Here is a 22416-nt window from a genome sequence, read left to right as displayed (position 1 = left end):
GCCTCTTCTGGGGCTGCTTGAGGATGGTTTGAACTTTGAGGGGCTCAAAGAGGAAAAATGGCCAAAGTCATCGGGATCGATCTCGGCACCACCAATAGCTGCGTGGCCGTGATGGAGGGCGGAAAGCCCAAGGTTATCGAGAACGCGGAAGGCGCGCGCACCACGCCTTCGGTCGTCGCCTTCACCAAGGACGGCGAGCGGCTGATCGGTCAGCCGGCCAAGCGCCAGGCGGTGACCAATCCGGACAACACGATCTTCGCGGTGAAGCGCTTGATCGGCCGCCGCTTCGACGATCCGATCACCAAGAAGGATACGGAGCTGGTTCCGTATCACATCGTGAAGGGCCCGAACGGCGACGCCTGGGTGCAGGCCGGCGGACAGGATTATTCGCCGTCGCAGATTTCGGCCTTCACGCTCCAGAAGATGAAGGAAACGGCGGAATCCTATCTGGGCGAGACCGTCACCCAGGCCGTGATCACCGTTCCCGCCTACTTCAACGACGCACAGCGCCAGGCGACCAAGGACGCCGGCCAGATCGCCGGCCTTGAGGTGCTGCGCATCATCAACGAGCCGACCGCGGCCGCGCTTGCCTATGGCCTTGAGAAGCAGGACGGCAAGACGATCGCGGTCTATGACCTTGGCGGCGGCACGTTCGACATCTCGATCCTCGAGATCGGCGACGGCGTGTTCGAGGTGAAGTCGACCAACGGCGACACCTTCCTCGGCGGCGAGGACTTCGATGCCAAGCTGGTCGAGTATCTGGCCGACAAGTTCAAGGCCAAGGAGCAGATGGACCTCAAGACGGACCGTCTTGCCCTGCAGCGCCTGAAGGAAGCGGCCGAGAAAGCGAAGATCGAGCTGTCGTCGGCGCAGACGACCGAGATCAACCTGCCCTTCATCACGGCCCGCATGGAAGGCGGCGCGACCACGCCGCTGCACCTGGTCGAGACGATCACCCGCGCCGATCTCGAGCGGCTGGTCGAGCCGCTGATCCAGCGCTCGATCGAGCCGGTGAAGAAGGCGCTGGCCGATGCCGGCATCAAGGCGTCCGACGTCGCCGAAGTGGTGCTCGTCGGCGGCATGACCCGCATGCCCAAGGTCCGCGAAGTCGTGAAGAACTTCTTCGGCAAGGAGCCGCACACCGGCGTCAACCCGGACGAAGTCGTCGCGATGGGCGCCGCCATTCAGGCGGGTGTGCTGCAGGGCGACGTCAAGGACGTGCTGCTGCTCGACGTGACCCCGCTGTCGCTGGGCATCGAGACGCTGGGTGGCGTGTTCACCCGGATGATCGACCGCAACACGACGATCCCGACCAAGAAGACGCAGACTTATTCGACTGCCGATGACAATCAGCAGGCGGTGACGATCCGCGTGTTCCAGGGCGAGCGCGAAATGGCGGCCGACAACAAGCTGCTCGGCCAGTTCGATCTGGTCGGCATCCCGCCGGCGCCGCGCGGCGTGCCGCAGATCGAGGTCACGTTCGACATCGACGCGAACGGTATCGTCAACGTGTCGGCGCGCGACAAGGGCACCGGCAAGGAACAGCAGATCCGCATCCAGGCTTCGGGCGGCCTTTCGGACTCCGACATCGAGCAGATGGTCAGGGACGCCGAGCGCTTCGCTGAGGAAGACAAGAAGCGGCGTGCATCGGCCGAGGCGAAGAACAACGCCGAAAGCCTGATCCACACCACCGAACGCCAGCTCGCCGAGCACGGCGACAAGGTCGACGCGTCGGTCAAGTCGGAGATCGAGAGCGCTCTCGCCGAGGCGAAGAGCGCGGTCGAGAGCGGCGACGCCGATCGCATGACGAGCACCACGCAGGCGCTCGCCCAGGCGGCGATGAAGCTCGGCCAGGCGATCTACGAGAAGGAACAGGCCGCGGCCGCCTCGCCGGGTGCCGAAGCGCCCGAGGGCAAGGCCGAAGACGATGTCGTCGACGCCGAGTTCTCCGAAGTCGACGAGAACAAGTAAGGCTTGGGATGTGACCTTTTTTCGTCATTCCCGCGAAAGCGGGAACCCAGCTGTTCTTCATGAAGGCAGTTGCTGGGCCTCCGCTTTCGCGGGGGTGACGACAAGGGGGGAGGGCACTCCGGTGCAGGTAGGGGTACGATGAGCACCGAAGTCGATTACTACGAGCTGCTGGAGGTCGATCGCACCGCCGACGAGGCGACGATCAAATCCGCGTACCGCAAGCTCGCGATGAAATATCACCCGGACAAGAATGGCGGGTGCAAGGATCACGAGGCGAAGTTCAAGGCCGTCAGCGAGGCCTATGAATGCCTGAAGGATCCGCAGAAGCGCGCGGCCTATGACCGCTTCGGTCATGCCGCGTTCCAGAATGGCGGCGGCGGTGGCTTCCATCAGGCGGGCGCCGGCTTCGAAGGCTTTGCCGACATTTTCGAAAGCATTTTCGGGATGAACCAGGGCGGCGCGCGGCGCGGCCCGCAGCGCGGCGCCGATCTCCGCTACGACATGGAAATCAGCCTGGAAGACGCCTTCCACGGCAAGCAGACCGAAATCACGATCGACGTCTCCGCCCAGTGCGGCGCCTGCGCCGGCACCGGCGCGAAGGCGGGCGCCGGCGTCCGCGGCTGCAACACCTGCGGCGGCATGGGCAAGGTCCGCGCGCAGCAGGGCTTTTTCGTGGTCGAGCGGACGTGCCCGACCTGCCACGGCGCGGGCGAAGTCATCTCCGATCCTTGCAACATCTGTTTCGGCGAAGGCCGGGTCGACAAGCAGAAGACGCTGTCGGTCAACGTGCCGCCAGGCGTCGACGAAGGCACGCGCATCCGCCTCTCCGGCGAAGGCGAATGCGGCCCGCGCGGTGCGCCATGCGGCGACCTCTACATCTTCCTGCACGTGAAGCGGCATGCGATCTTCGAGCGCGAGGGTACGACGCTTTACGCCCGCTGCCCGATCAGCTTCACGACCGCGGCGCTCGGCGGGACGATCGAGGTCCCCGGCCTCGACAAGCAACGCCACGAAATCCGCATCCCGTCGGGCATCCAGTCCGGCAAGCAGCTCCGCCAGCGCGGCGCCGGCATGCCGGTGCTAAACGGCCGCGGGCAGGGCGATCTCGTCGTGCAGATCGAGGTCGAAACACCGACCAAGCTCTCGGCCAGGCAGAAGCAGCTTCTCGAGGAATTCCGCGCGACCGAAACCGGCGAGGAATGCCCGCAAAGCAAGGGCTTCTTCGAAAAGCTGAAGAGCGCGATCAGCGGTTAGGAGCCGTTTGACCGATTGCCGCTCTCGCGCCTAGGCTTGGCGAAAAGGGAGAGTGGCAATGGCGAAATCAGGACTTTGGAGTGCAATTGCGTGTGCGGCGCTGGGCAGCACGGCCGCAATCGCGGCGCCTCCGGTAAAGCTCGCGACCGTGCTCGCCGATCCGGGCCGCCCCGATGCCGACAAGGCCCGCGACGCCGACCGCAAGCCCGCAGAGCTGGTCGCCTTCGCCGGCGTGAAGGCGGGCGACAAGATCGCCGAGCTCGCGCCGGGAGGCGGCTATTTTACGCGTATCTTGAGCGGCGCCGTCGGTCCGAAGGGCAAAGTCTATGCCGTTACCTCCAAGCCAAGCGAGTCACTGCAGGGAATCGCGAAAGACCACGCGAACGTCGCCATCATCGCCGGCGAGCAGGCCCACATCCCCGCGCCCGAGCCGGTCGATATCGTCTGGACCACCAATAATTATCACGACTTCAAGAATGCGAAGATCGGCGACCGCGACGCTGCCTCCGTCGTCAACGCGGAAGCCTTCCGCGCGCTGAAGCCTGGCGGCATCTACCTGATCGCCGACCATGAAGCCGGCAAGGGCGTCGGCGCCAGCGTCACCTCCACGCTGCACCGGATCGAAAGCGGCTTGGTCCGCAAGGAAGTCGAAGCGGCCGGCTTCAAGTTCGTCGCCGAAAGCCCGCTGCTCCGCCACCCCGCAGACGACCACAGCCTGCGCGTCCAGGAATCCGGCATCCGCGGCAAGACCGATCAGTTCGTGCTGAAATTTCGGAAGCCGAACCGGTGATAGTCAGGGTGCCACCTGGCGGCTGACGCTCACGTCTGCTCTCCCGACGAGAGTGGGGTTTGACCGCTTTCGACCCCAAGCGGACATGCGCCTAGTCCATTTTCGGATAGATTTTCAGTTTAAATCTTGGTTGCGGCGAGTGAGCCGAATGGTGATCCATGCCAGCACGCCGTAAACTGCGATCCCGCCGAAAAATATTCCAAGGATCGTTACATTGCGTTCGTGGTCGGTTGGACATGAGTCGCCCATTTCTGGAAAGCAGTCGCCCAACATGTTGCCGAGCATGAAAAGCGCGACCAACGCGAAGTAAGCGATAGACGCGATACAGCCGAATGCCGCTTTCACATTTGGCCCTTCTTGTAGGGGGCGCGAGGCTTCGGAGCCGGTGCCATCGCGTCGATCTTAGAGCAAATATCGTCCAGCGACCAAATCCGAGGCGAACGTCCGCTTTCCACCCATAGCGGACGAAACTCTGTCCTACACCTTTGCTCTCAGGCATATGATCGTGGATGACTGCGCCTCGCCTTCACCCGATCCGCTTCACGCCCGCGCGTCTCGTCCGGCGATCACCGTTCGTCGCAGAACGTCCACGGTTCGGCATTTCCTATTTTCAGCCAAGCCGCTGCAATCAAACGACAATCCCGGATAAACTCGCGAAAAAGGTGCTTCACCCCTGGAAGTTTGTGAACTTAAGGGCCGGCTCAGGCGGCGAACACGCGGTCGAAGATCGTGTCGACGTGCTTCAGGTGGTAGCCGAGGTCGAATTTGTCCGCGATTTCGTCCGCCGACAGGTAGCGCGTCACTTCCGGATCGGCCTTCAGCAGCTCTTCAAGCGACAGCGCGCCGTCAGACTCCCACACTTTCATCGCGTTGCGCTGGACCAGTCTGTACGCGTCCTCGCGGCTCGCGCCGGCCTGGGTCAGCGCAAGAAGCACGCGTTGGGAATGGATCAGGCCGCCCATGCGGTTCATGTTCTTCATCATCCGCTCGGGATAGATCAGCAATTTGTCGACGACGCCGGTGAGCCGCGCGAGCGCGAAGTCCAGCGTGATCGTGGCATCCGGGCCGATATAGCGCTCGACCGAGGAGTGGCTGATGTCGCGCTCGTGCCACAGCGCGACATTCTCCAGCGCCGGCGTCACATAGCCGCGCACCATTCGCGCCAGGCCGGTCAGGTTCTCGGTCAGCACCGGATTGCGCTTGTGCGGCATCGCCGACGAGCCTTTCTGGCCTGGCGAGAAATACTCCTCCGCCTCCAGCACTTCGGTGCGCTGCAGGTGGCGGATTTCGACGGCCAGCCGCTCGATCGACGACGCGATCACGCCCAGCGTCGCGAAGAACATCGCGTGGCGGTCGCGCGGGATGACCTGGGTCGAGACCGGCTCGACCGTCAGCCCCATCTTGTTAGCCACATAGGCTTCGACGCGCGGATCGATGTTGGCGAAAGTGCCGACCGCGCCGGAGATCGCGCAGGTGGCAACGTCGCCACGCGCCGCGACGAGGCGGGCACGGTTGCGGCTGAACTCGGCATAGGCTTCGGCGAGCTTCAGGCCGAAGGTCACCGGCTCGGCATGGATGCCGTGGCTGCGGCCGATCGTCGGCGTCAGCTTGTGTTCGAACGCACGGCGCTTCAGCACGGCGAGCAACGCGTCGATGTCCGCGATCAATACGTCGGACGCGCGGGCGAGTTGCACGGCGAGGCACGTGTCCAGCACATCGGAACTGGTCATGCCCTGGTGCAGGAAGCGCGCCTCGGGGCCGGTGCGCTCCGATACATGCGTCAGGAAGGCGATGACGTCGTGCTTCGTCTCGGCCTCGATCGCGTCGATCCGCGCGATATCGAACGGCGGGCTGGTGCGCTGCGCTTCCCAGACCTTCGCTGCCGCGTCCTTCGGCACGATGCCGAGCTCGGCCATCGCATCCAGCGCGTGCGCTTCTATCTCGAACCAGATTTGGAAACGGGTCTCGGGCGTCCAGATCGAGACCATCTCGGGACGCGAATAGCGGGGGATCATGGCAGGCTCACCGGTCGGGGGATCGTTTGGCCGCGCCGGCCTCACGCCTTCGCGACGAGGCGCGCGATAGCAGGGACGAGCAGGCGCGGCAAACGCTGGGCCGGCGGAACTGCCGCGCCCACATGACCGTTGATGCTTGGCCCGAAGAGGGCCAGCCTTTTCAATGGCTTAACGCCATATGAACGCGCGAAATTGCATAGGAGTTTCAAGGATGATGAAGAAAATTCTTCTGGGCAGCGCGATCGTGATCGCCGCGCCCGCGCTGGCGCAGACGACCGCCGCTCCGACGGCTTCGACCAACGCAGCCCAGCCTGCGGCGGCTGCCACGCCCGCCGCAACTGCCCAGCAGCCTACGACCGCTGCCACTCCTGCCGCCGCGGCAACGCCGAGCGCAGCGCCCGCAGCCGCCGCCACACCGGGCGCTTCGACAGCGGCGACTGCGACGAGCAACCCCGCCGACGCTGTCGCGGCGGTCGTCTCGGCGGACTGGTCGAAATACGACGCCAGCGGCAAGGGCCAGCTCACCAAGGCCGAGTTCGGCAAGTGGATGGAAGCGCTGCGCGAGCAGAATCCCGCACAGAAAGCGGCCGTGAAGGACGCCACCGCCTGGACCAACGCCGCCTTCGCCAAGGCGGACAAGGACAAGAGCGGTTCGGTCTCGAAGACAGAGCTCGAAGCCTTTCTGAAGAGCTGAGTTCCGGACAAACAGGGGAAGGGGATCGCTTCCGGCGGTCCCCTTTTCTACGGCAGCCTCAGGCCGCTCGGCTCGTCGAGCCCGAGCATCAAATTCAGGTTCTGCACCGCAGCCCCCGCGGCACCTTTGCCGAGATTGTCCAGCACCGCCACCAACCGCGCCTGGCCACGCTGCTCATTGCCGAACACGAACAGCTCCAATCCATCGGTGCCGGCCAGCCGTTCGAGCGTCACCAGCGACATCGCCGCGCTTTCCTGCGCATCCGCCACACGCACCAGCCTCTGGCCAGCGTAGCTCTGGGCCAACGTGTCCTGGATCGCACTCAGCGGCGGCGCGATGGGGAGCGGCACCTCGACGATCATGCCGCGATAGGTCCGGGCGACCGCCGGCGCGAACAGCGGCGGATGCTGCAGCCCGGCATGGCCCTGCATTTCCGCGACGTGCTTGTGCCCCAAAGACAGAGCGTAGAGCCGAAACGCGGTGCCGGTCGCATCCGGAGCGTCGGCATCCTCGAACGCCGCGATCATCGACTTTCCGCCGCCCGAATAGCCGGAGGTCGCATTGACCGCTGTCGGCGTCGACGGATCGAGAAGCCCGGCCCGCACCAGCGGCCGGACCAGAGCGAGGAAACCCGTCGGATAGCAGCCGGGATTCGATACGCGCGTCGCCTTCGCAACCCTCTCCCGCGCGTCGGCTTCGAGTTCCGGAAAGCCATAAGTCCAGCCGTCGGCCACCCGGTGTGCTGTGGAAGCGTCGATCACCCGCGTGCGTGGATTGTCGATCAGCGCCACTGCCTCGCGCGCCGCATCGTCGGGCAGGCAGAGGATCACGGCATCGGCGTCGTTCAGCGCCTCGCGCCGGGCCGCGGGATCCTTGCGGCGCGCTTCGTCCAGCCGGATCAACTGCAGGTCGGCACGTCCCGCCAGCCGATCGGCAATCTCAAGTCCCGTCGTGCCTGCGCCGCCGTCGATAAACACCGATGCCGTCATGGCGCCACTCTCCGCCGGGCGATGGGTGCGCCGAGCCGTGCCACGATTGCCTCCAGCGGTTCTATGACGGTGCTCATCCAATGTCCGCTTGCATGGATCGCCTGATCCGGCGCGGTCATCAGGGTGACGTGATCGGGATAGAAAAGCAGATCGCCGCGCTGGAGCAGGGCGTCGATTTCGCTCCCCTCGGCGATCTGCTGATCGCTGTCGCGCGGCAACGCGACGCCCGCCAGCCCGAACGCGACCTGGACCAGGCCCGAGCAATCGATCCCGCCGATGCCGCGGCCGCCCCACAGATAGGGCATGCCGTTTAGCCGTTCTGCCACGGCCACCGGGTCGGGTTCCGTTCCGTCTACCGAACCGAGCTGCTGCAAGGCCACATAGCCGTCGTTCGTATGCAGGAACTGGTCTTCGACCGCACCCGAGATGCGGCTGCCAGTCGGCAGCACAGCTGCCACTTCGGCGCGGTTGGACGGCTCACGAAAGATCAGCGCGCTGCGCGCGACTACGATGTGGGTCGGCTTGGCCGTCTCGCCCAACGTGTCGGTGCGGACGTAGCCGACATAGCCGTCATGTTCGCTATATCCCCACAGCCAGTCGCCGCTTTCTTCCAGCACGGCGAAGCGTTCGCCGGGCAGCAACTGGCTGATCCGCGTTCCCCTGACATCCGACGAGTAGATGTCGGCTCCGGCCAGCCCACAGCTCCGTGTCTCCGCCTCGGCATAATGCGGGGCGAACCAGCGGCCGGCGAGCGTCACATCCGCCAGGTCGCGGCGCGCGGCGTGGGTGCGGTGATCGAGAGCCGTCGACGGGCCGGTAAGCGCGAACTTGCGCCGGTCAGGCGTGCACCGGTTCGCGGGATTCGGCGCGCTGGCTGCGTTTTTCGCCGCCTTGGCCGTTGCCGCCATTGCCGATGAGCCCTTTGAAATGCTCAAGGAAATCCGCCCCTTCACGCGTGGGTGCGACGAAGATGTTGCGGCGGTCCGCATCGTCGCGCTGGCGGCGCAGATAGCCGAGCGCGCCTAGACGATTCAAGGCACGCGTGACGACGGGTTTGGAGACGTTCAACGCCTTGGCCAGACCGCGCACGGTGTGGGGGCCGGGTTTGAGATAAACCAGCAGCAGCAAGGCCATCTGCCGGTTGGTGAGATCGGGGTCACCCGAGCGCACGTAGCTGAGCAACGTCCGCATCCAGGATTGAAGTCCGTTTTCCGCCACGGGACAATCTCCTCCACCATCCGCGCATCGGTTGGTGGCGACGGGGATGGCTTCACATCTTGTCCTGCCGAACGCGCGGGATAGGCGTCGGTTTCGCGAGGGTATCGAAATTTCGCTTATGCGGCCGGAAGGTAGCGCTTGCGCAGGGCCGACCAAACTGCCCGCAATCCAAGGGCTTCGCCGCCCTTGGGCCGTCCGGGCTTGGCCGCGGGACGCCAGGCGAATGTATCGAGATGCGCCCAGGGCGTGTCTTTCTCGATGAAGCGCTGGAGGAACAGCGCCGCCGTGACCGAGCCGGCCATGCCGCCTTCCGGCGCGTTGTCGATATCGGCTATGTCGGAGCGCAGCATCTCGTCATAGCCGGCCCAGAGCGGCATCCGCCAGAGCGGGTCGTTTTCCGCCGCGCCGGCCTCGAGCAGATCGGCGGCGAGTGTATCATCGTTGGCGAAGGTGGCGGGAAGGTCCGGACCAAGGGCGACACGAGCAGCGCCGGTGAGCGTCGCGAAATCGATAATGAGTTCAGGGGAGTCCTCGCCTGCGCGAGTCAGGGCATCGGCGAGTATGAGCCGGCCTTCTGCGTCGGTGTTGCTGACCTCGACCGTGACACCCTTGCGGCTCTTGAGCACATCGCCGGGGCGCACCGCGTTCGATGAGATCGAATTTTCGACCGCCGGGATCAGCAGATGCAGCCGAACCGGCAGCCGCCCGCCCATCACGAGCCTGGCCAATGCCAGTGCGTGCGCCGCCCCGCCCATATCCTTCTTCATCAGCCGCATGCCGGAGGCGGGCTTGATGTCGAGCCCGCCGGTGTCGAAGCAGACCCCCTTGCCGATGATCGCGATGCGCGGGTGCGCCGGATTGCCCCATTCCAGCTCGATCAGCCGCGGCGCCCGATCGCGCGCCGCTGCGCGGCCGACGGCATGGACGAGCGGGAAGCCGGTTTCGAGTTCGTCGCCTGTTGTGACTCGCACCTGCGCGCCGAACTCGGCGCCGGCCTGCTCTGCGGCTTGCTGCAGTTGGGCCGGCCCCATGTCTTCGGTCGGGGTGTTCACCAGATCGCGAACAAGCGCGACGGCTTCCGCCAGCCGAACAGCGTCGTCGATCCGCGCGGCCTCGCCGGTAACCAGGATGCGCGGGCCGGTGGCTGTGTCAGGCCTCTTGTAGCGTTCAAACCGGTGCTGGCCGAGCAGCCAGCCGAGCAGCGCCCCGCCGGGATTGCCCTCGAGCCGGTAGCTGCCTTCGGGCAGGGTTTCCGCCGCCTTGGCGAGATCCCAGGGACCCAGCGCATCAGTCTCTTCCACGCCGATCGCGACCGACCAATCCTCGGGGCCATCACCGGGAAGGATGGCGATCTCACCCGGCTTTCCAGCGAAACGCTGGGCCGCCCCAGCCGCCTTCGCGCGGGCAGGCTGCGCCTTTAGCCAGTCGTCGAATCCGGCTTTGTCGACGGGCAGGAGCAGCCGGGCGGGCTGGCCGCGATTTGCTTGAACTAGAGATGAAAAACTTTCCATCAACCGCATTCCGCAAGGAGTTCCTTAACGGCCCCTCGCATATCCAGGCGCTATCGCAAAGTGCGACGCGGGACGCTCACCATGCGCCACAGATCTGCAGTGTTTTTCATTGTCATGGCCTGCCCGGCCGGCCCGGCATTGGCCGGAGGGCCAGACCTTGCCGTGTCGATCACCAGCAACGAGCAGGTGGGCCTTAAGGTCAGCGGGGACGATCCGAGCGCTTCGGCTTCGGCCGCCTTCGGGCTTTGGGGCGACCGTGGCGCGGTGGAGCTGGGCGGGTTTCAGGACCGCGCGACCGGCGACGCCGCCGAGGCTGCGGAGATCGTTTCCGGCAAGCCGATGCGGACTCGCGGCGTGCGGCTCAATGCCACGATGCACCGGCGCGAGCGCGGCTGGTCGCTGGGCATCGAGGCGCGGCAGCAGCGCGTGACCGATGTCGGCGCGGCGCTGAGCGGCGGCTGGCACCGGTCCAACGAGTCCCGGCTGACCCTGGGCGGCAAGCTCAAGTTCTGAGCTCGCTCAATTTTCGCGTCAGCGGCCGACCGGCACCCCGAACAGATCGTGCTCGTCGGCGTCTTCGATCAGTACAGGAACGATGTCGCCCTGCGCCAGATGGCCGGCGTCGCGGAGGAGGACGTTGCCGTCGATTTCGGGCGCGTCGGCTTCCGAGCGGCCGGTGGCGCCGCCTTCCTCGTCGACCTCGTCGATGATGACGTCGAGGGTGCGGCCAACCTTCGCCGCCAGCTTGGCCGCCGAAATCGCGGCGGTCTTTTCCATGATGCGGGCGTAGCGCTCTTCCTTCACTTCCTCCGGCACCGGGTCGGGCAGCGCGTTGGCCGCCGCGCCCTGGACGGGTTCGAAGCGGAAGGCGCCGACGCGGTCGAGCTGGGCTTCGTCGAGCCAGTCGAGGAGATATTGGAAATCCTCCTCGGTCTCGCCGGGGAAGCCGACGACGAAGCTCGAGCGGATCGCGAGATCCGGGGCGATGGCGCGCCATGCCTTGATCCGTTCCAGCACCTTGGCGTCGTTCGCCGGGCGCTTCATCGCCTTCAGCACCTTGGGGCTGGCGTGCTGGAAGGGAATATCGAGATAGGGCGTGACAAGCCCCTCGGCCATCAGCGGGATGACCTGTTCGACGTGGGGATAGGGATAGACGTAATGGAGCCGCACCCAGGCGCCGAGCTTGCCCAGCTCGCGGGCGAGGTCGGTCATGTGCGCGCGAACCGGCGCGCCTTTCCAGTTCCACTCGGCATGGCGCAGATCGACGCCATAGGCCGAGGTGTCCTGGCTGATGACCAGCAGCTCCCTGGTGCCCGCTGCGATTAGTTTCTCCGCCTCGCGCAGGATCGCGTCGGGACGGCGGCTGACCAGGTCGCCGCGGATCGACGGGATGATGCAGAAGGCGCAGCGATGATTGCAGCCTTCGGAAATCTTCAGATAGCTGTAGTGGCGGGGGGTCAGCTTCAGCCCGGCTTCCGGCACCAGATCGACGAAGGGCGAGGGGATCGGGGGCGCCGCCTCGTGCACCGCGCCAACTACCGCTTCATACTGGTGCGGGCCGGTGACGGCGAGCACGTCGGGGAAGCGGGCGCGGATCACGTCCGCCTCATTCCCCATGCAGCCGGTGACGATGACCCGGCCATTCTCGGCAATCGCCTCGCCGACCGCTTCCAGGCTCTCTTCCTTGGCGGAATCGAGGAAGCCGCAAGTGTTGACCAGCACGACGTCGGCGCCGGCATAGTCGGGCGACATCTGATAGCCGTCGGCGCGCAGCTTGGTCAGAATCCGCTCGCTGTCGACCAGCGCCTTGGGGCAGCCGAGCGAGACCATGCCCACCTTGGGCGGCAAGGGAAGTGTTGTAGCCATGGGAAGGCGCGCCACATAGTGAAGGGCAGGCGATTTTACCAGTGCTCCGCATCCGCCGGTCCTCAACTCGCGCCGACCTCCGCTTTCGGTCTTTAGCGGACCTGAGGAAGGAACGCGCCTGGCCCATAGATTAATTAACCTAGATGAGGTTTTCTCTCCGCGCGGCGTCTGAGAGGAGGGCGCATTCCGCGCTCCGGGGGGAACCATGTTCTTTGAGCGCCTTAAAAAGCCCTGGCTTCAAATTTCCGATCCCCCGAAGGAGGTTTGGCAGATGGAGCGAATGCTCGCCGATGAACGCGATGCGGCCCAACGGCTAGGCGCGCATCCCGAGCGGATCGAGGCACTGTCCTGCGCGATCATGCAGATCAGGCGCGGAGACTATAGGAAGTGAGACGCGGTCTCAGGCACATTGCCGGCGATGCGTTCGGAGCTTTCAAAACGCACTGACGTCGGGTTCTCAAAGCGCAATCTTAACCCAAAGCAGACGGGCAGATCGTGCCGGAACCCCGCGTCGGCCCACTCGTTCCTGCTGGCTTCTCCCCCTCGAACGCAGGCTCACGATATGGCCCAACGGGAAACGTCTGGCGCCCAGCGCGGCCTTAGCCGGTTCGAGGGATTCAGCGATGCGGTCTTCGCGATCGCGCTGACCTTGCTGATCGTTGAGATCAAAGTGCCCGGATCGCCCGATGGCCCGCACGGCTATAGCGATCTGGCAAAAGCGATGGCGGAGCAGTGGCGTGAACACCTCGCTCTGATCATTTGCTATGTCGTGATCGGCGCCTACTGGCTTCAGCATCATTATTCGGGCCGCATCTACGCCAGAAGCGATCACTGGTTCAGCGCGATCAACCTGCTGTTCCTTCTGGCCATTGTCGTCGTTCCCTATCCGATCCGCGCCTGGTGCTTCCATCTGGGCACCCAGTTCGAGGCGACCGGAGCGCTGACGCTCGTTATCGGCCTGGCGCTGATCGCCTGCACCTGGATGGCCAAGTGGTTCTACGGCAGGTCGGGTCGCCGAACGATGGACGACAGGCTGGCGCCGGATTTCCTTCGGCAGATGACGCGGCGATACGGAATCGCGACGCTGATCCAGATCGCCGCAGTGCCGGTCGTCATCGTGGCGCCGAGGCTGGGCGTGGCGATCGCGCTTCTGTGCGTGGCCTTCTTCCTGCTGCCCCAGCCGAAGCCGCGCTACAATCCGGGAGAAGAGCCGGCAGAGGAGGAGAAATCCAGCCAATAGCTGGCCGCGCGGTCGGAACGGGTCCGAAACCGACGCGTTTTCCGTGGCATGAGGTTCGCCGTTCCGATCGTCGCCCTGGTGCTGGCGGCCTGCTCCTCGGGCGAGCAGCCGGACTTGCCTTCGATCAAGGCTGTGCGGAGCGCCGCGGCGGAGTGGGCGTTGGTCAATCGTGATGCGCGGGCGGGCAAGGTCACCAAGGCCTATGCCGAGGGCATGCGCGCCGCGGCGCGTTCGGCGATCGCGGATGAGGCGAAGAAGCTGACCGGCCCGGACCGGGGCGCGGCAGACATCGCGCGGCGGTTGCAGGCGCTGCCGGACCAGGCTGATCCGGCAGCGCTAAACGCGCAGGTGCTCGCGCTCAAGCGGATCGAGGACGCCCTTGAATCTGCTTGAGATTACGCTGGGCATCATGACGGCGGTCGGCGGGTTCGTCGACATCAGCGAACTTGTCTTCGCGGCGCAGGCGGGCTCCGCCTTCGGGTTCGCATTGATCTGGGTGTTCGCGTTTTCGACTGTCGGCATCATGGTGTTCGGCGAGATGAGCGGGCGCGTCGCCGCCGTGGCCAAGCAACCGGTGTTCAACCTGATGCGATACCGGCTGGGGCTGAAGCTTGGCATGGTGACGCTGATCGCGTCGCTGATCAGCAATCTCGTGACCTGCGCGGCCGAAGTGGGCGGGATCGCGATCATCCTGCATCTGCTCACCGGGGCGGCCTATGCGCTGATGGCGGTGCTGGCCACGGTCGCGCTCGCCGCCTCGATCTGGTTCCTGCCGTTCAAGTGGATCGAGCGGACCTATGGCCTGCTCGGCCTGTTCATGATTGTGTTCGCCGCCGCTCTGGTCTCGATCAAGCCGGACTGGGGGGCGATCGCCAATGGGTTCGTCCCGCAAATCCCGCCGGGCCTGAGCAGCAAGGAGATGCTGAACTTCGCCTATTTCATGGTGGCGATCATCAGCGCCGTGCTGTTCCCCTATGAAGCCTATTTCTATTCCTCCGGCGCGATCGAGGAGGAATGGGGGCCGAAGGACCTGTCGGTGAACCGGATCACCTGCATCGTGGGGTTCGCGCTCGGCTCGGTGCTCGGCATATCGATCCTGTCGAGCTCGGCGACATTGTTCGCGCCGGCGCATATCGATCCGCAGCTTCCGGGCAGCGCCGCGTTGCAGGCGGTGCAGCCTTACGGGAAACTCGGGCTGCTGCTGGCGCTGCTGGGCATGCTGTTCGCAGTGGCGGGGGCGGCGGTGGAGACGTGCCTGTCCAACGCCTATTCGGTCGCGCAATTCTTCGGCTGGGAATGGGGGCGGCACAAGAAGCCTTGGGAAGCACCGCGCTTCACGATCGCCTGGCTGGTGTGCTTCGCGTTGGCGCTCGGCATCATCCTGACCGGCGTCGATCCGATGAAGCTGGTGCAATATGCCGTGCTGTTCTCGATCCTGGTGCTGCCGCTCACCTATCTGCCGCTGATGCTGCTGGCGGGGGATCGCAAATATATGCGCGAGCATGCGAATGGCCCGATCGCGACCGGGCTGGGCTGGTTCTATTTCGTGGTGATCACGCTTGCCGCCGTTCTGGCGGTGCCGCTGTTCGTCGCGAGCTCGGGAGGGCAGGGATGACGCCGACGGACTCGCCGAAGCCGGCCGCCGAGCTGCTCGACCTGCCGATCCTTGACAAGAACGGCCGCTATTGCGGGATCGTCGACAATATCGAGTTCGCGGGCGGGTCGGAAGGGACGGCGACGATGACGGCGCTTCTCGTCGGGCCCGGCGCGTGGGTCGGGCGGCTGCCGCGCTGGGGCATGGCGCTGGTCCGGCTTGTCGCCGGCGAGCGGATGGTGCGCGTCGATATCGCGCATGTCGAACGCATCGCCAGCGCGGTTCAGCTCGACTGCCCGGCTTCCGAGCTGGGACTGGGCCGGATCGACGACCGGCTCCGCTCCGCAATGCCGAAATGGGGCGCGCTCTGATGTGCCTGTCGGACTCGAAGGACCGGCCGGCCGTGGAAGGAAGAGGGATTTAGAGGCCGAAGGGCCAGGTTTCGTCGGGGCCGTGTTCCTCGGGGCCTGGCAGCGCTGTCACGGCCTGCGTGCGGTCGAACCACACGAAGGCGTCATACTGCTTCGGCAGGGTCGCTTCGGAGTAGTGGCTCCAGCGCTCGGTGTCGGGGCGGTAGATGACGCCGATATAGCGCTCCAGCCGCTCCTCCATCAGCGCCTCGCGGACATCGTCGTGCTCGCCTGCGCGGAGGTCGAGCAGGAAGCGCTCGACATCGCTGTCATGCATCAGCCGCTCATAGCTGTCGGTCCGCGACGGATTGACCGTCTTGATCTTCATCGGCGTGTCCCAATCGTCCGCTGCGGCGACCGTGCCCGTGTGGGTGCCGAAGCCGATCAGCCGCGCCAAGTCGCCATGCGCTTCGCGGACGAGCTGGCCCAGGTTCAGCTCGTCGCGGCTTTCGCCCATGTCGGTGAAGCGGGCGTCGCCGATATGGCTGTTGTGCGCCCAGACCACTGCCTTGGCGTCCGGCCCTTTCCAGCGGAGCAGCAGCGCCAGCGTGTCGGCCATATGCTCGTCGCGCAGGTTCCAGCTCGCGGCCGAGCCGTGGTACATGGCGCGGTAATAGGCTTCGGCATTGGCGACCAGTCGGGCGTTCTGCGCGGCATCGAGGAAAGCGTCGGGATCGCCGTCCACATAGTCCTGCTGTTTTGCGAAAAGGTCGCGAAGCGTCTGCACGACGGCTTCCTCGCAGCGCCCATAGCCTTCGCTGAGCGCGATGCGGCCGTAGATCGCCGGCTCTTCCTTCCAAGGCTTGAGGCAGCCGTAGCGCCGCCGCGCGTCCGCTGCGGCCTTGGAATCGGTGCAGTCCAGATAGCCGATCACCGCCGCGATCGAGGCGTTCATGTTGTAGAGGTCGAGGCCGTGAAAGCTGACCTTGCGACCGGTCGAGCGATTATGGCCGCGCAGCCATTCGGCGAAGGCGGCGAATTCAGCATTGCGCCACATCCAGGTCGGAAAGCGCAGGAACGGCGTCTCGGCTTCCGGCGGAGAGGACTTATCGCGGACGATCCGGTCGATCACCGCCGCGTCCGGCCAGTCCGCCTCGATCGCGACCATCGTGAAGCCGTGCCGCTCGATCAGCCGACGCGTGATCGCCGCGCGCGCCCGGTAGAATTCCGACGTGCCGTGGCTCGCTTCGCCCAGGCAGACGACACGCGCGTCGCCGAATCGGTCGAAGAACGTCCCGAATGCCGGATCATCGATTTCGGGCAGCGGCTCGGCCGCCCGGGCGATCAATTCCGAAGCGTTGCGGGTCAGCGTTTCCGCAGCCATGTCCTGCTCCTCTTCGAAGCAGAACGAGCCGCGGCAGCGGAAGTTCGCTTCAGTGCAGAGGCTTCACGAACTTCAGCGCGTATTGGTCGGTCTTGCCCTGGATCGCCTTGTCGAAGATCGAGAGGGTGTGATCGTCGCCCGGGCGGCGCAGGAAATCGCCTTCTTCGAGAAGCTTGAACCCGGCGGCGGTTACTTCGCGGATCACCTGCGCTTTCTCGATGCGGTGAAGCTTGGCGATGTCGGCGGTCGTCGTTCCGGCCGGCGCCTCGTGATCGAGAATGAAATAGGTGCCGCCGGGCTTGAGCGCCTGGAACACCGCGCGGTTGAAAGCGGCGGTGTCGACGACGCCATATTCGGCGATCTTCAGGTCGTGATAATTCTGCGTGACCCAGGCGAGGTCGAGCGGTTTGGGGAAGCGGACCGTGCCGAACGGGGCGGAGTCCATCGTGACGTTCTTGAGCTGGCCCGACGCCACCAGTTCGGCGTCGGCTTTGACCGCGCCTTTCCAGCGGTCGTTCTCGATGCCGTGGATATGGCCCTTGGGACCGACGACATCGCTCAGCATCCGTGTGAAATAGCCGCCGCCCGGATAGAATTCGCCGACGGTCATGCCGGGCCGGACGCCGGCGAAGGCGATCGTCTCGGCGGGTTTGCGGCTCTCGTCCGCGGCGCGCTGATCGGCCGGGCGGGACGGATCGGCGACCGCGCTCTGGATGGTGCTCGCAATCGCGCTCTCGGCGATTGCCCCAACCGGGAGCGTTGCGAACAGGCAAGCGGCAAGCAGGCTGTGACCGCGCATTTCAGGGACCTCCGACTACCGCCGAGGCAACCGCCGGAGAGTGTGCCTGTCAAAGCGCCTTCGACGAACGCCCGCTAGGCGAAGACGAAGTCGTTCGTGGTCAAATTCAGTGCCGCGGCCGAGCCTTCGACATGGGCGACGAACTCGTCCGTCGAATCCCATTTGCCGTTATGGTTGGTGTCCTGGAAAATACTGCTTCCCTGGACGCCAGCAAGCGTCTCCGCACCCCAGATATAATCGGTGGCCGCGCCGCTGAGCTGGATTTTGTCGCCCGCGACGAAGTCCTTGATCAGCGCGTAATCGCTGCGGCCCGCGCTTGTGGCGTCCCCGTCATTGTAGAACAGCCCGCGTGAATCTCCGAGCACGAACGTGTCGGTTCCGCCGCCGCCGTATAACCAGTCGCGCGTGCCGCGACCGAGCGTGGTGTCAGTCGACGGAAAGCCATACAGAATCTCGTTCGCTGCGGTTCCCGTGATCGTCTCCGAAGCCGTGGTACCGTAGATCGTCGTCGAGGGCGGCGGGGTAGGTGTGGGCGTCGGAGTCGGAGTGGGCGTGCCGCTGCCGGTAAACACGAAGTCGCTTGCGGTGAGGTTCAGGGCGGAAGCCGAACCTTCGACATGGGCGACGAATTCGTCCGTCGAATCCCAGCGGCCGTTATGGTTCGTGTCCTGGAAGATGCTGCTGCCCTGAATGCCGCTCAGCGTCTCCGAGCCCCAGATATAGTCGCTGGCGACCCCGTTGAGCTGGATCTTGTCGCCTGCCGCCCAATCGCGGATCAGCGCGTAATCGCTGCGGCCGGAGTTTGCGGCGTCCCCGTCGTTGTAGAACAGGCCGCGCGAGTCCCCGAGGACGAAGGTGTCGGTGCCGCCGCCGCCGAAGAGCTCGTCGCGGGTGCCTTTGCCGAGGTTGGTGTCCGCCGCGGGGAAGCCATAGATCGTCTCGTTGGCCGCGGTGCCGTGGACCGCGTCGCTGCCGGCCAGACCATAAATGGTTGAGGACGGCGTCGGGGTAGGCGTGGGTGTTGGAGTCGGAGTCGGGGTGGGAGTGGGCGTCGGCGTTCCGCCGGTGAAGGTGAAGTCGCTCGCGGTAAGGTTCAGGGCCGCGGCCGAGCCTTCGACATGGGCGACGAACTCGTCCGTGGAATACCATTTGCCGTTATGGTTGCTGTCCTGGAAAATGCTGCTGCCCTGAATGCCGGCGAGCGTCTCCGCACCCCAGATATAGTCGCTGGCGACGCCGTTGAGCTGGATCTTGTCGCCCGCCGCCCAGTCGCGGATCAGCGCGTAATCGCCGCGGCCGGCGTTCGTGGCGTCTCCGTCGTTGTAGAATAGGCCGCGCGAGTCACCGAGCACGAAGGTGTCGGTGCCGCCGCCGCCGAAGAGCTCGTCGCGGGTGCCCTTGCCGAGGTTGGTGTCCGCCGCGGGGAAGCCGTAAATGGTTTCGTTTGCTGCCGTGCCGTGAACCGCATCGCTGCCGGCCAGACCGTAAATGGTCGAAGGCGTCGGCGTCGGCGTCGGGGCAGGCGTGGGAGTTGGCGTCGGCGTCGGTGTCGGCGTGGGGGCCGGTGCAGGAGCCGGAGTGCCGGCGTTCATCATTGCGGCAACGTCGAGATAGCCGCCGGTCACGGTCTTGCCGGCGAGCACCGACGCGGCGTCGGTCGAGGAGAGGAGCGCCGCACGGATCTGGGCAGCCGTGGCGCCGGGATTGTAGGCGGAATAAAGCGCGATCGCACCGGTCACGTGCGGCGTCGCCATCGACGTGCCGCTCATATAGCCATAACCGCCGCCCATCGTCGTCGAATAGATGCCGTAGCCTGGGGCCGCGAGGTCGACGGTGGTGGCGCCGTAGTTGGAGAAGCTGGCGAGCCCGCCGGTGTTGGTCAGCGCCGCGACCGCCACGACATTGTCATAGCCCGCCGTCGACAGCGTGCTGAAGTTGGAGGGCCAGTTCGCCGTCGTATCGTTATTGTCGCCGACCTGGTCGCTGCCGCCATTGCCGGCGGCCGCCACGAACAGGATGTCCGCCTTCGCCGCGCGCGTGATCGCGTCCTGCAGGGTCTGGTCGAACCCGCCGCCGCCCCAGCTGTTGTTCGTCGCTGCGAAGTCGATGCCGGCGTTGCTGGCCTTCAGGTTGGTGAAATAGTCGAGCGCCTTGGTCGCGTTGCTGGTGTAACCGGAGCCGCTCGCGTCCATGAACTTGAGCGCGACAATTTCGGTGTTCCAGTTGACGCCGGCGACGCCGACGCCGTTGCCGCCCATCGCGCCGATCGTGCCGGAGACGTGGGTGCCGTGGCCGTTGTCGTCGAGCGGGTCGTTGTCGTTGTTGGCGAAGTCCCAGCCGATCAGATCGTCGGTGTAGCCGTTGCCGCCTTCGTCGATACCGTCGGCCCAACGGCTGTCCTTGAGGAGGTCTCCGCCGTCGATGAACCCGTTGCCGTTCAGGTCGCTGACAAAGCCGGCGTTGAGCGGCGAGTTCAGGTCGCGGAACGTGATCAGCTTGTCGCCATCGACGTCGTTCAGCAGGCCCCGCATCGAATAGGGAATTTCGCCCTGATTGAGCCAGATGTTCTGGTAGAGATCGGGGTGGGTGTAATCGACGCCGCTGTCGACGACGCCGACCGCGACTTTCATCGAGCCGGTATAGCCCGCCGCCCAGGCTTCGCCCGCCTGACTGCCATAGAGGTTGGCGGGCGACGTCTTGTCGCCGTACATGCCCCAGAGGTTGCCGCTGGTGTAGCCGGTGTCGTTGCTGACCGCCTCGATATGGACGACGAACCCGTCCGCGGTTTCGGACGGTAGCGGCTCGAGGTCCTCCCGCCAGGTGAGGCTGGACGCGACGGCATAGCCCTCGGAACGATCGTACAGGTCAGACATCGGAAAACCCCGCAACTCGCATGTGCGGGGCGATCTAGTCTAACCGATTGAAATCTTGGAGGTAATGACCGCTATACCCGTAACGAATACGGGGTGAAGCGTTCCGCCGCTGAGAGCAGCGGCGGAACTAAAGGATTTTATCGGGTGAGCTTTTTGTAGCTCATGCGGTGCGGACGGTCCGCTTCGTCGCCGAGGCGGCGGCGCTTGTCTTCCTCATAGGCTTCGAAATTGCCTTCGAACCATTCGACATGGCTGTCGCCTTCGAACGCCAAAATGTGGGTGGCTAGGCGGTCGAGGAAGAAGCGGTCGTGGCTGATGACCACGGCACAGCCGGCGAAATTCTCCAGCGCTTCCTCGAGCGCGCGCAGCGTCTCGACGTCGAGGTCGTTGGTCGGCTCGTCGAGCAGAAGCACGTTGCCGCCCTTTTTCAGCATCTTGGCCATGTGGACGCGATTGCGCTCACCGCCGGAGAGCTGGCCAACCTTTTTCTGCTGATCCGGGCCCTTGAAGTTGAAGGCGCCCACATAAGCGCGGGTCGACATCTCATGCTTATTGACCGTCATCAAATCGTGGCCACCGGAGACTTCCTCCCACACATTGTGGTTGGGATTGAGGGCGTCGCGGCTCTGGTCGACATAGCCGAGCTGGACGGTGGGGCCGATATCGACCGAACCGGTATCCGGCTGTTCCTGCCCGGTGATCAGCTTGAACAGCGTGGACTTGCCGGCGCCGTTCGGACCGATCACGCCCACGATCCCGCCCGGCGGCAGCGTGAAGCTCAGATCCTCGAACAGCAATTTGTCGCCATAGGCCTTCGAGATGCCCTGCACCTCGATGACCTTGCCGCCGAGCCGCTCCGGCACCTGGATGACGATCTGGGCCTTGCCTGGCGCCCGATTTTCCTGCGCTTCAACGAGCTGATCGAACGCGCGAATACGGGCCTTGGACTTGGACTGGCGCGCCTTCGGGCTTTGCCGGATCCACTCGAGCTCTTCCTTGATCGCCTTTTGCCGGCCGGCGTCCTCGCGCTCTTCCTGCTCCAGCCGCTTTGCCTTCTTTTCCAGATAGGTCGAGTAATTGCCCTCGTAAGGGTAGTAGCGGCCGCGATCGAGCTCGAGGATCCAGTTCACGACATTGTCGAGGAAGTAGCGGTCGTGCGTGATCATCAGCACGTTGCCGGGATATTCCCGCAGATGGTTTTCCAGCCAGGCGACGCTTTCGGCATCGAGGTGGTTGGTGGGTTCGTCGAGCAGCAGGATGCTGGGCTTCTGGATCAGTAGGCGGGTGAGGGCGATGCGACGCCGCTCGCCGCCTGACAGATTCTCGACGCTCGCGTCGGACGGGGGACAGCGCAGCGCGTCCATCGCGATCTCGAGCTGGTTGTCGAGCGTCCAGCCGTCGACTGCGTCGATCTTGGTCTGCAGATCGCCCATCTCTTCCATCAGCGCATCGAAGTCCGCATCCGGCTCCGCCATCAACGCCGAAATCTGGTTGAAGCGGTCGACCATGTCGGCCGTCGCGCGCGCACCGTCCTTGACGTTCTCCAGCACCGTCTTGGACGGGTCGAGCTGAGGCTCCTGCGCCAGATAGCCGACAGTGATGCCGTCGCCGGCCCAGGCCTCTCCGGTGAACTCGGTGTCGATCCCCGCCATGATCTTCATCAGCGTCGACTTGCCGACGCCGTTCGGGCCGACGATGCCGATCTTCGCGTCCGGGTAGAACTGCAGGTTGATGTTGTTGAGGATCGGCTTCGGAGCGCCCGGGAAGGTCTTGGTCATCCCGTGCATGACGAACGAATATTGCGCGGCCATTGGCCCAGATCTCCGCTATACGCTGGTGCTGTAAGGATTTGGCGCGCGCCCTAGCCG

The 22416-nt window shown here is 65.1% G+C and carries 20 protein-coding genes; 9 read left to right on the top strand and 11 right to left on the bottom strand.

What is annotated here, in order from left to right; translation table 11 throughout:
* Positions 1-57: 57 nt before the first annotated feature.
* The 3 genes from dnaK (at position 58) to ACFSCW_RS09515 (ending at position 4015) form a co-directional block, all read left to right on the top strand.
* The gene (gene dnaK, locus ACFSCW_RS09525) at positions 58-1971 is read left to right on the top strand and encodes a molecular chaperone DnaK (RefSeq protein WP_380888679.1); all 1914 of its coding nucleotides are present in this window, start codon (positions 58-60) and stop codon (positions 1969-1971) included.
* Positions 1972-2109: 138 nt separating this feature from the next.
* Entirely contained in the window at positions 2110-3225 is a 1116-nt protein-coding gene (gene dnaJ, locus ACFSCW_RS09520; protein ID WP_380888677.1) for a molecular chaperone DnaJ, read from the top strand.
* Between the two features lie 58 nt (positions 3226-3283).
* Entirely contained in the window at positions 3284-4015 is a 732-nt protein-coding gene (locus ACFSCW_RS09515) for a class I SAM-dependent methyltransferase (protein WP_380888675.1), read from the top strand.
* Positions 4016-4129: 114 nt separating this feature from the next.
* Here the strand turns inward: ACFSCW_RS09515 and ACFSCW_RS09510 are convergent, their stop codons facing one another.
* Both ACFSCW_RS09510 and purB read right to left on the bottom strand, forming a co-directional pair.
* The gene (locus ACFSCW_RS09510) at positions 4130-4360 is read right to left on the bottom strand and encodes a hypothetical protein (RefSeq protein ID WP_380888673.1); all 231 of its coding nucleotides are present in this window, start codon (positions 4358-4360) and stop codon (positions 4130-4132) included.
* A gap of 356 nt (positions 4361-4716) precedes the next feature.
* The gene (gene purB / locus ACFSCW_RS09505; protein ID WP_380888671.1) at positions 4717-6030 is read right to left on the bottom strand and encodes an adenylosuccinate lyase; all 1314 of its coding nucleotides are present in this window, start codon (positions 6028-6030) and stop codon (positions 4717-4719) included.
* 214 nt (positions 6031-6244) lie between these two features.
* Here purB and ACFSCW_RS09500 point away from each other — a divergent pair, with 214 nt between their 5' ends.
* A complete protein-coding gene (locus ACFSCW_RS09500; protein ID WP_380888669.1) occupies positions 6245-6724 on the top strand; it encodes an EF-hand domain-containing protein in 480 nt (159 codons plus the stop codon).
* 47 nt (positions 6725-6771) lie between these two features.
* On the opposite strand, the gene argC is transcribed toward ACFSCW_RS09500, so the two are convergent.
* The 4 genes from argC to ACFSCW_RS09480 form a co-directional block, all read right to left on the bottom strand.
* Complete coding sequence (argC, locus tag ACFSCW_RS09495; protein WP_380888667.1) at positions 6772-7713, bottom strand: N-acetyl-gamma-glutamyl-phosphate reductase; 942 nt, start codon at positions 7711-7713, stop codon at positions 6772-6774.
* Positions 7710-8621 carry a C40 family peptidase gene (locus ACFSCW_RS09490; RefSeq protein ID WP_380888665.1) on the bottom strand — a complete coding sequence of 304 codons (912 nt, stop codon included), beginning with the start codon at positions 8619-8621 and terminating at the stop codon, positions 7710-7712. The genes argC and ACFSCW_RS09490 overlap by 4 nt, the downstream gene beginning before the upstream one ends.
* Positions 8551-8904, bottom strand: coding sequence for a MarR family transcriptional regulator (locus tag ACFSCW_RS09485; protein WP_380890077.1), 354 nt, complete (start codon positions 8902-8904; stop codon positions 8551-8553). Before ACFSCW_RS09485 ends, ACFSCW_RS09490 begins: the two co-directional genes overlap by 71 nt.
* 143 nt (positions 8905-9047) lie before the next feature.
* On the bottom strand, positions 9048-10442 hold the full coding sequence (locus tag ACFSCW_RS09480) for a leucyl aminopeptidase family protein (protein ID WP_380888663.1): 1395 nt from the start codon (positions 10440-10442) through the stop codon (positions 9048-9050).
* A gap of 114 nt (positions 10443-10556) precedes the next feature.
* Between ACFSCW_RS09480 and ACFSCW_RS09475 the strand changes: the two genes are divergently transcribed.
* Positions 10557-10955, top strand: coding sequence for a hypothetical protein (locus ACFSCW_RS09475; RefSeq protein ID WP_380888661.1), 399 nt, complete (start codon positions 10557-10559; stop codon positions 10953-10955).
* A gap of 18 nt (positions 10956-10973) precedes the next feature.
* Here ACFSCW_RS09475 and rimO read toward each other — a convergent pair whose 3' ends face one another.
* Positions 10974-12308 (bottom strand): 30S ribosomal protein S12 methylthiotransferase RimO, encoded by a 1335-nt coding sequence (gene rimO / locus ACFSCW_RS09470; protein ID WP_380888659.1) that lies wholly within the window; start codon positions 12306-12308, stop codon positions 10974-10976.
* A 562-nt stretch (positions 12309-12870) separates the two neighbouring features.
* Between rimO and ACFSCW_RS09465 the strand changes: the two genes are divergently transcribed.
* Genes ACFSCW_RS09465 through ACFSCW_RS09450 form a run of 4 tightly spaced genes read left to right on the top strand, consistent with a single transcriptional unit; the run spans position 12871 to position 15513 of the window.
* Positions 12871-13548 carry a TMEM175 family protein gene (locus ACFSCW_RS09465; RefSeq protein ID WP_380888657.1) on the top strand — a complete coding sequence of 226 codons (678 nt, stop codon included), beginning with the start codon at positions 12871-12873 and terminating at the stop codon, positions 13546-13548.
* A 48-nt stretch (positions 13549-13596) separates the two neighbouring features.
* Entirely contained in the window at positions 13597-13941 is a 345-nt protein-coding gene (locus tag ACFSCW_RS09460; protein WP_380888655.1) for a hypothetical protein, read from the top strand.
* On the top strand, positions 13928-15163 hold the full coding sequence (locus ACFSCW_RS09455) for an NRAMP family divalent metal transporter (protein WP_380888653.1): 1236 nt from the start codon (positions 13928-13930) through the stop codon (positions 15161-15163). Before ACFSCW_RS09460 ends, ACFSCW_RS09455 begins: the two co-directional genes overlap by 14 nt.
* Positions 15160-15513, top strand: a complete 354-nt coding sequence (locus tag ACFSCW_RS09450; protein ID WP_380888651.1) for a hypothetical protein — start codon at positions 15160-15162, stop codon at positions 15511-15513. The genes ACFSCW_RS09455 and ACFSCW_RS09450 overlap by 4 nt, the downstream gene beginning before the upstream one ends.
* A gap of 49 nt (positions 15514-15562) precedes the next feature.
* Here ACFSCW_RS09450 and ACFSCW_RS09445 read toward each other — a convergent pair whose 3' ends face one another.
* From ACFSCW_RS09445 to ettA, 4 genes are all read right to left on the bottom strand, one after another.
* On the bottom strand, positions 15563-16876 hold the full coding sequence (locus tag ACFSCW_RS09445; RefSeq protein ID WP_380888649.1) for an erythromycin esterase family protein: 1314 nt from the start codon (positions 16874-16876) through the stop codon (positions 15563-15565).
* 49 nt (positions 16877-16925) lie between these two features.
* Positions 16926-17675, bottom strand: a complete 750-nt coding sequence (locus tag ACFSCW_RS09440) for a class I SAM-dependent methyltransferase (RefSeq protein ID WP_380888647.1) — start codon at positions 17673-17675, stop codon at positions 16926-16928.
* 74 nt (positions 17676-17749) lie between these two features.
* Entirely contained in the window at positions 17750-20548 is a 2799-nt protein-coding gene (locus tag ACFSCW_RS09435; RefSeq protein WP_380888645.1) for a S8 family serine peptidase, read from the bottom strand.
* A 137-nt stretch (positions 20549-20685) separates the two neighbouring features.
* Positions 20686-22359 carry an energy-dependent translational throttle protein EttA gene (ettA, locus tag ACFSCW_RS09430; RefSeq protein WP_380888643.1) on the bottom strand — a complete coding sequence of 558 codons (1674 nt, stop codon included), beginning with the start codon at positions 22357-22359 and terminating at the stop codon, positions 20686-20688.
* Positions 22360-22416: the final 57 nt, after the last annotated feature.

Origin of the sequence: Sphingomonas tabacisoli, from assembly GCF_042678385.1 — a bacterium.
Classification (GTDB): Bacteria; Pseudomonadota; Alphaproteobacteria; order Sphingomonadales; family Sphingomonadaceae; genus Sphingomonas_B; species Sphingomonas_B tabacisoli.
The sequence above is the reverse complement of the archived record's forward strand: the minus strand, read 5'-3'. Positions and strand labels throughout refer to the sequence as shown.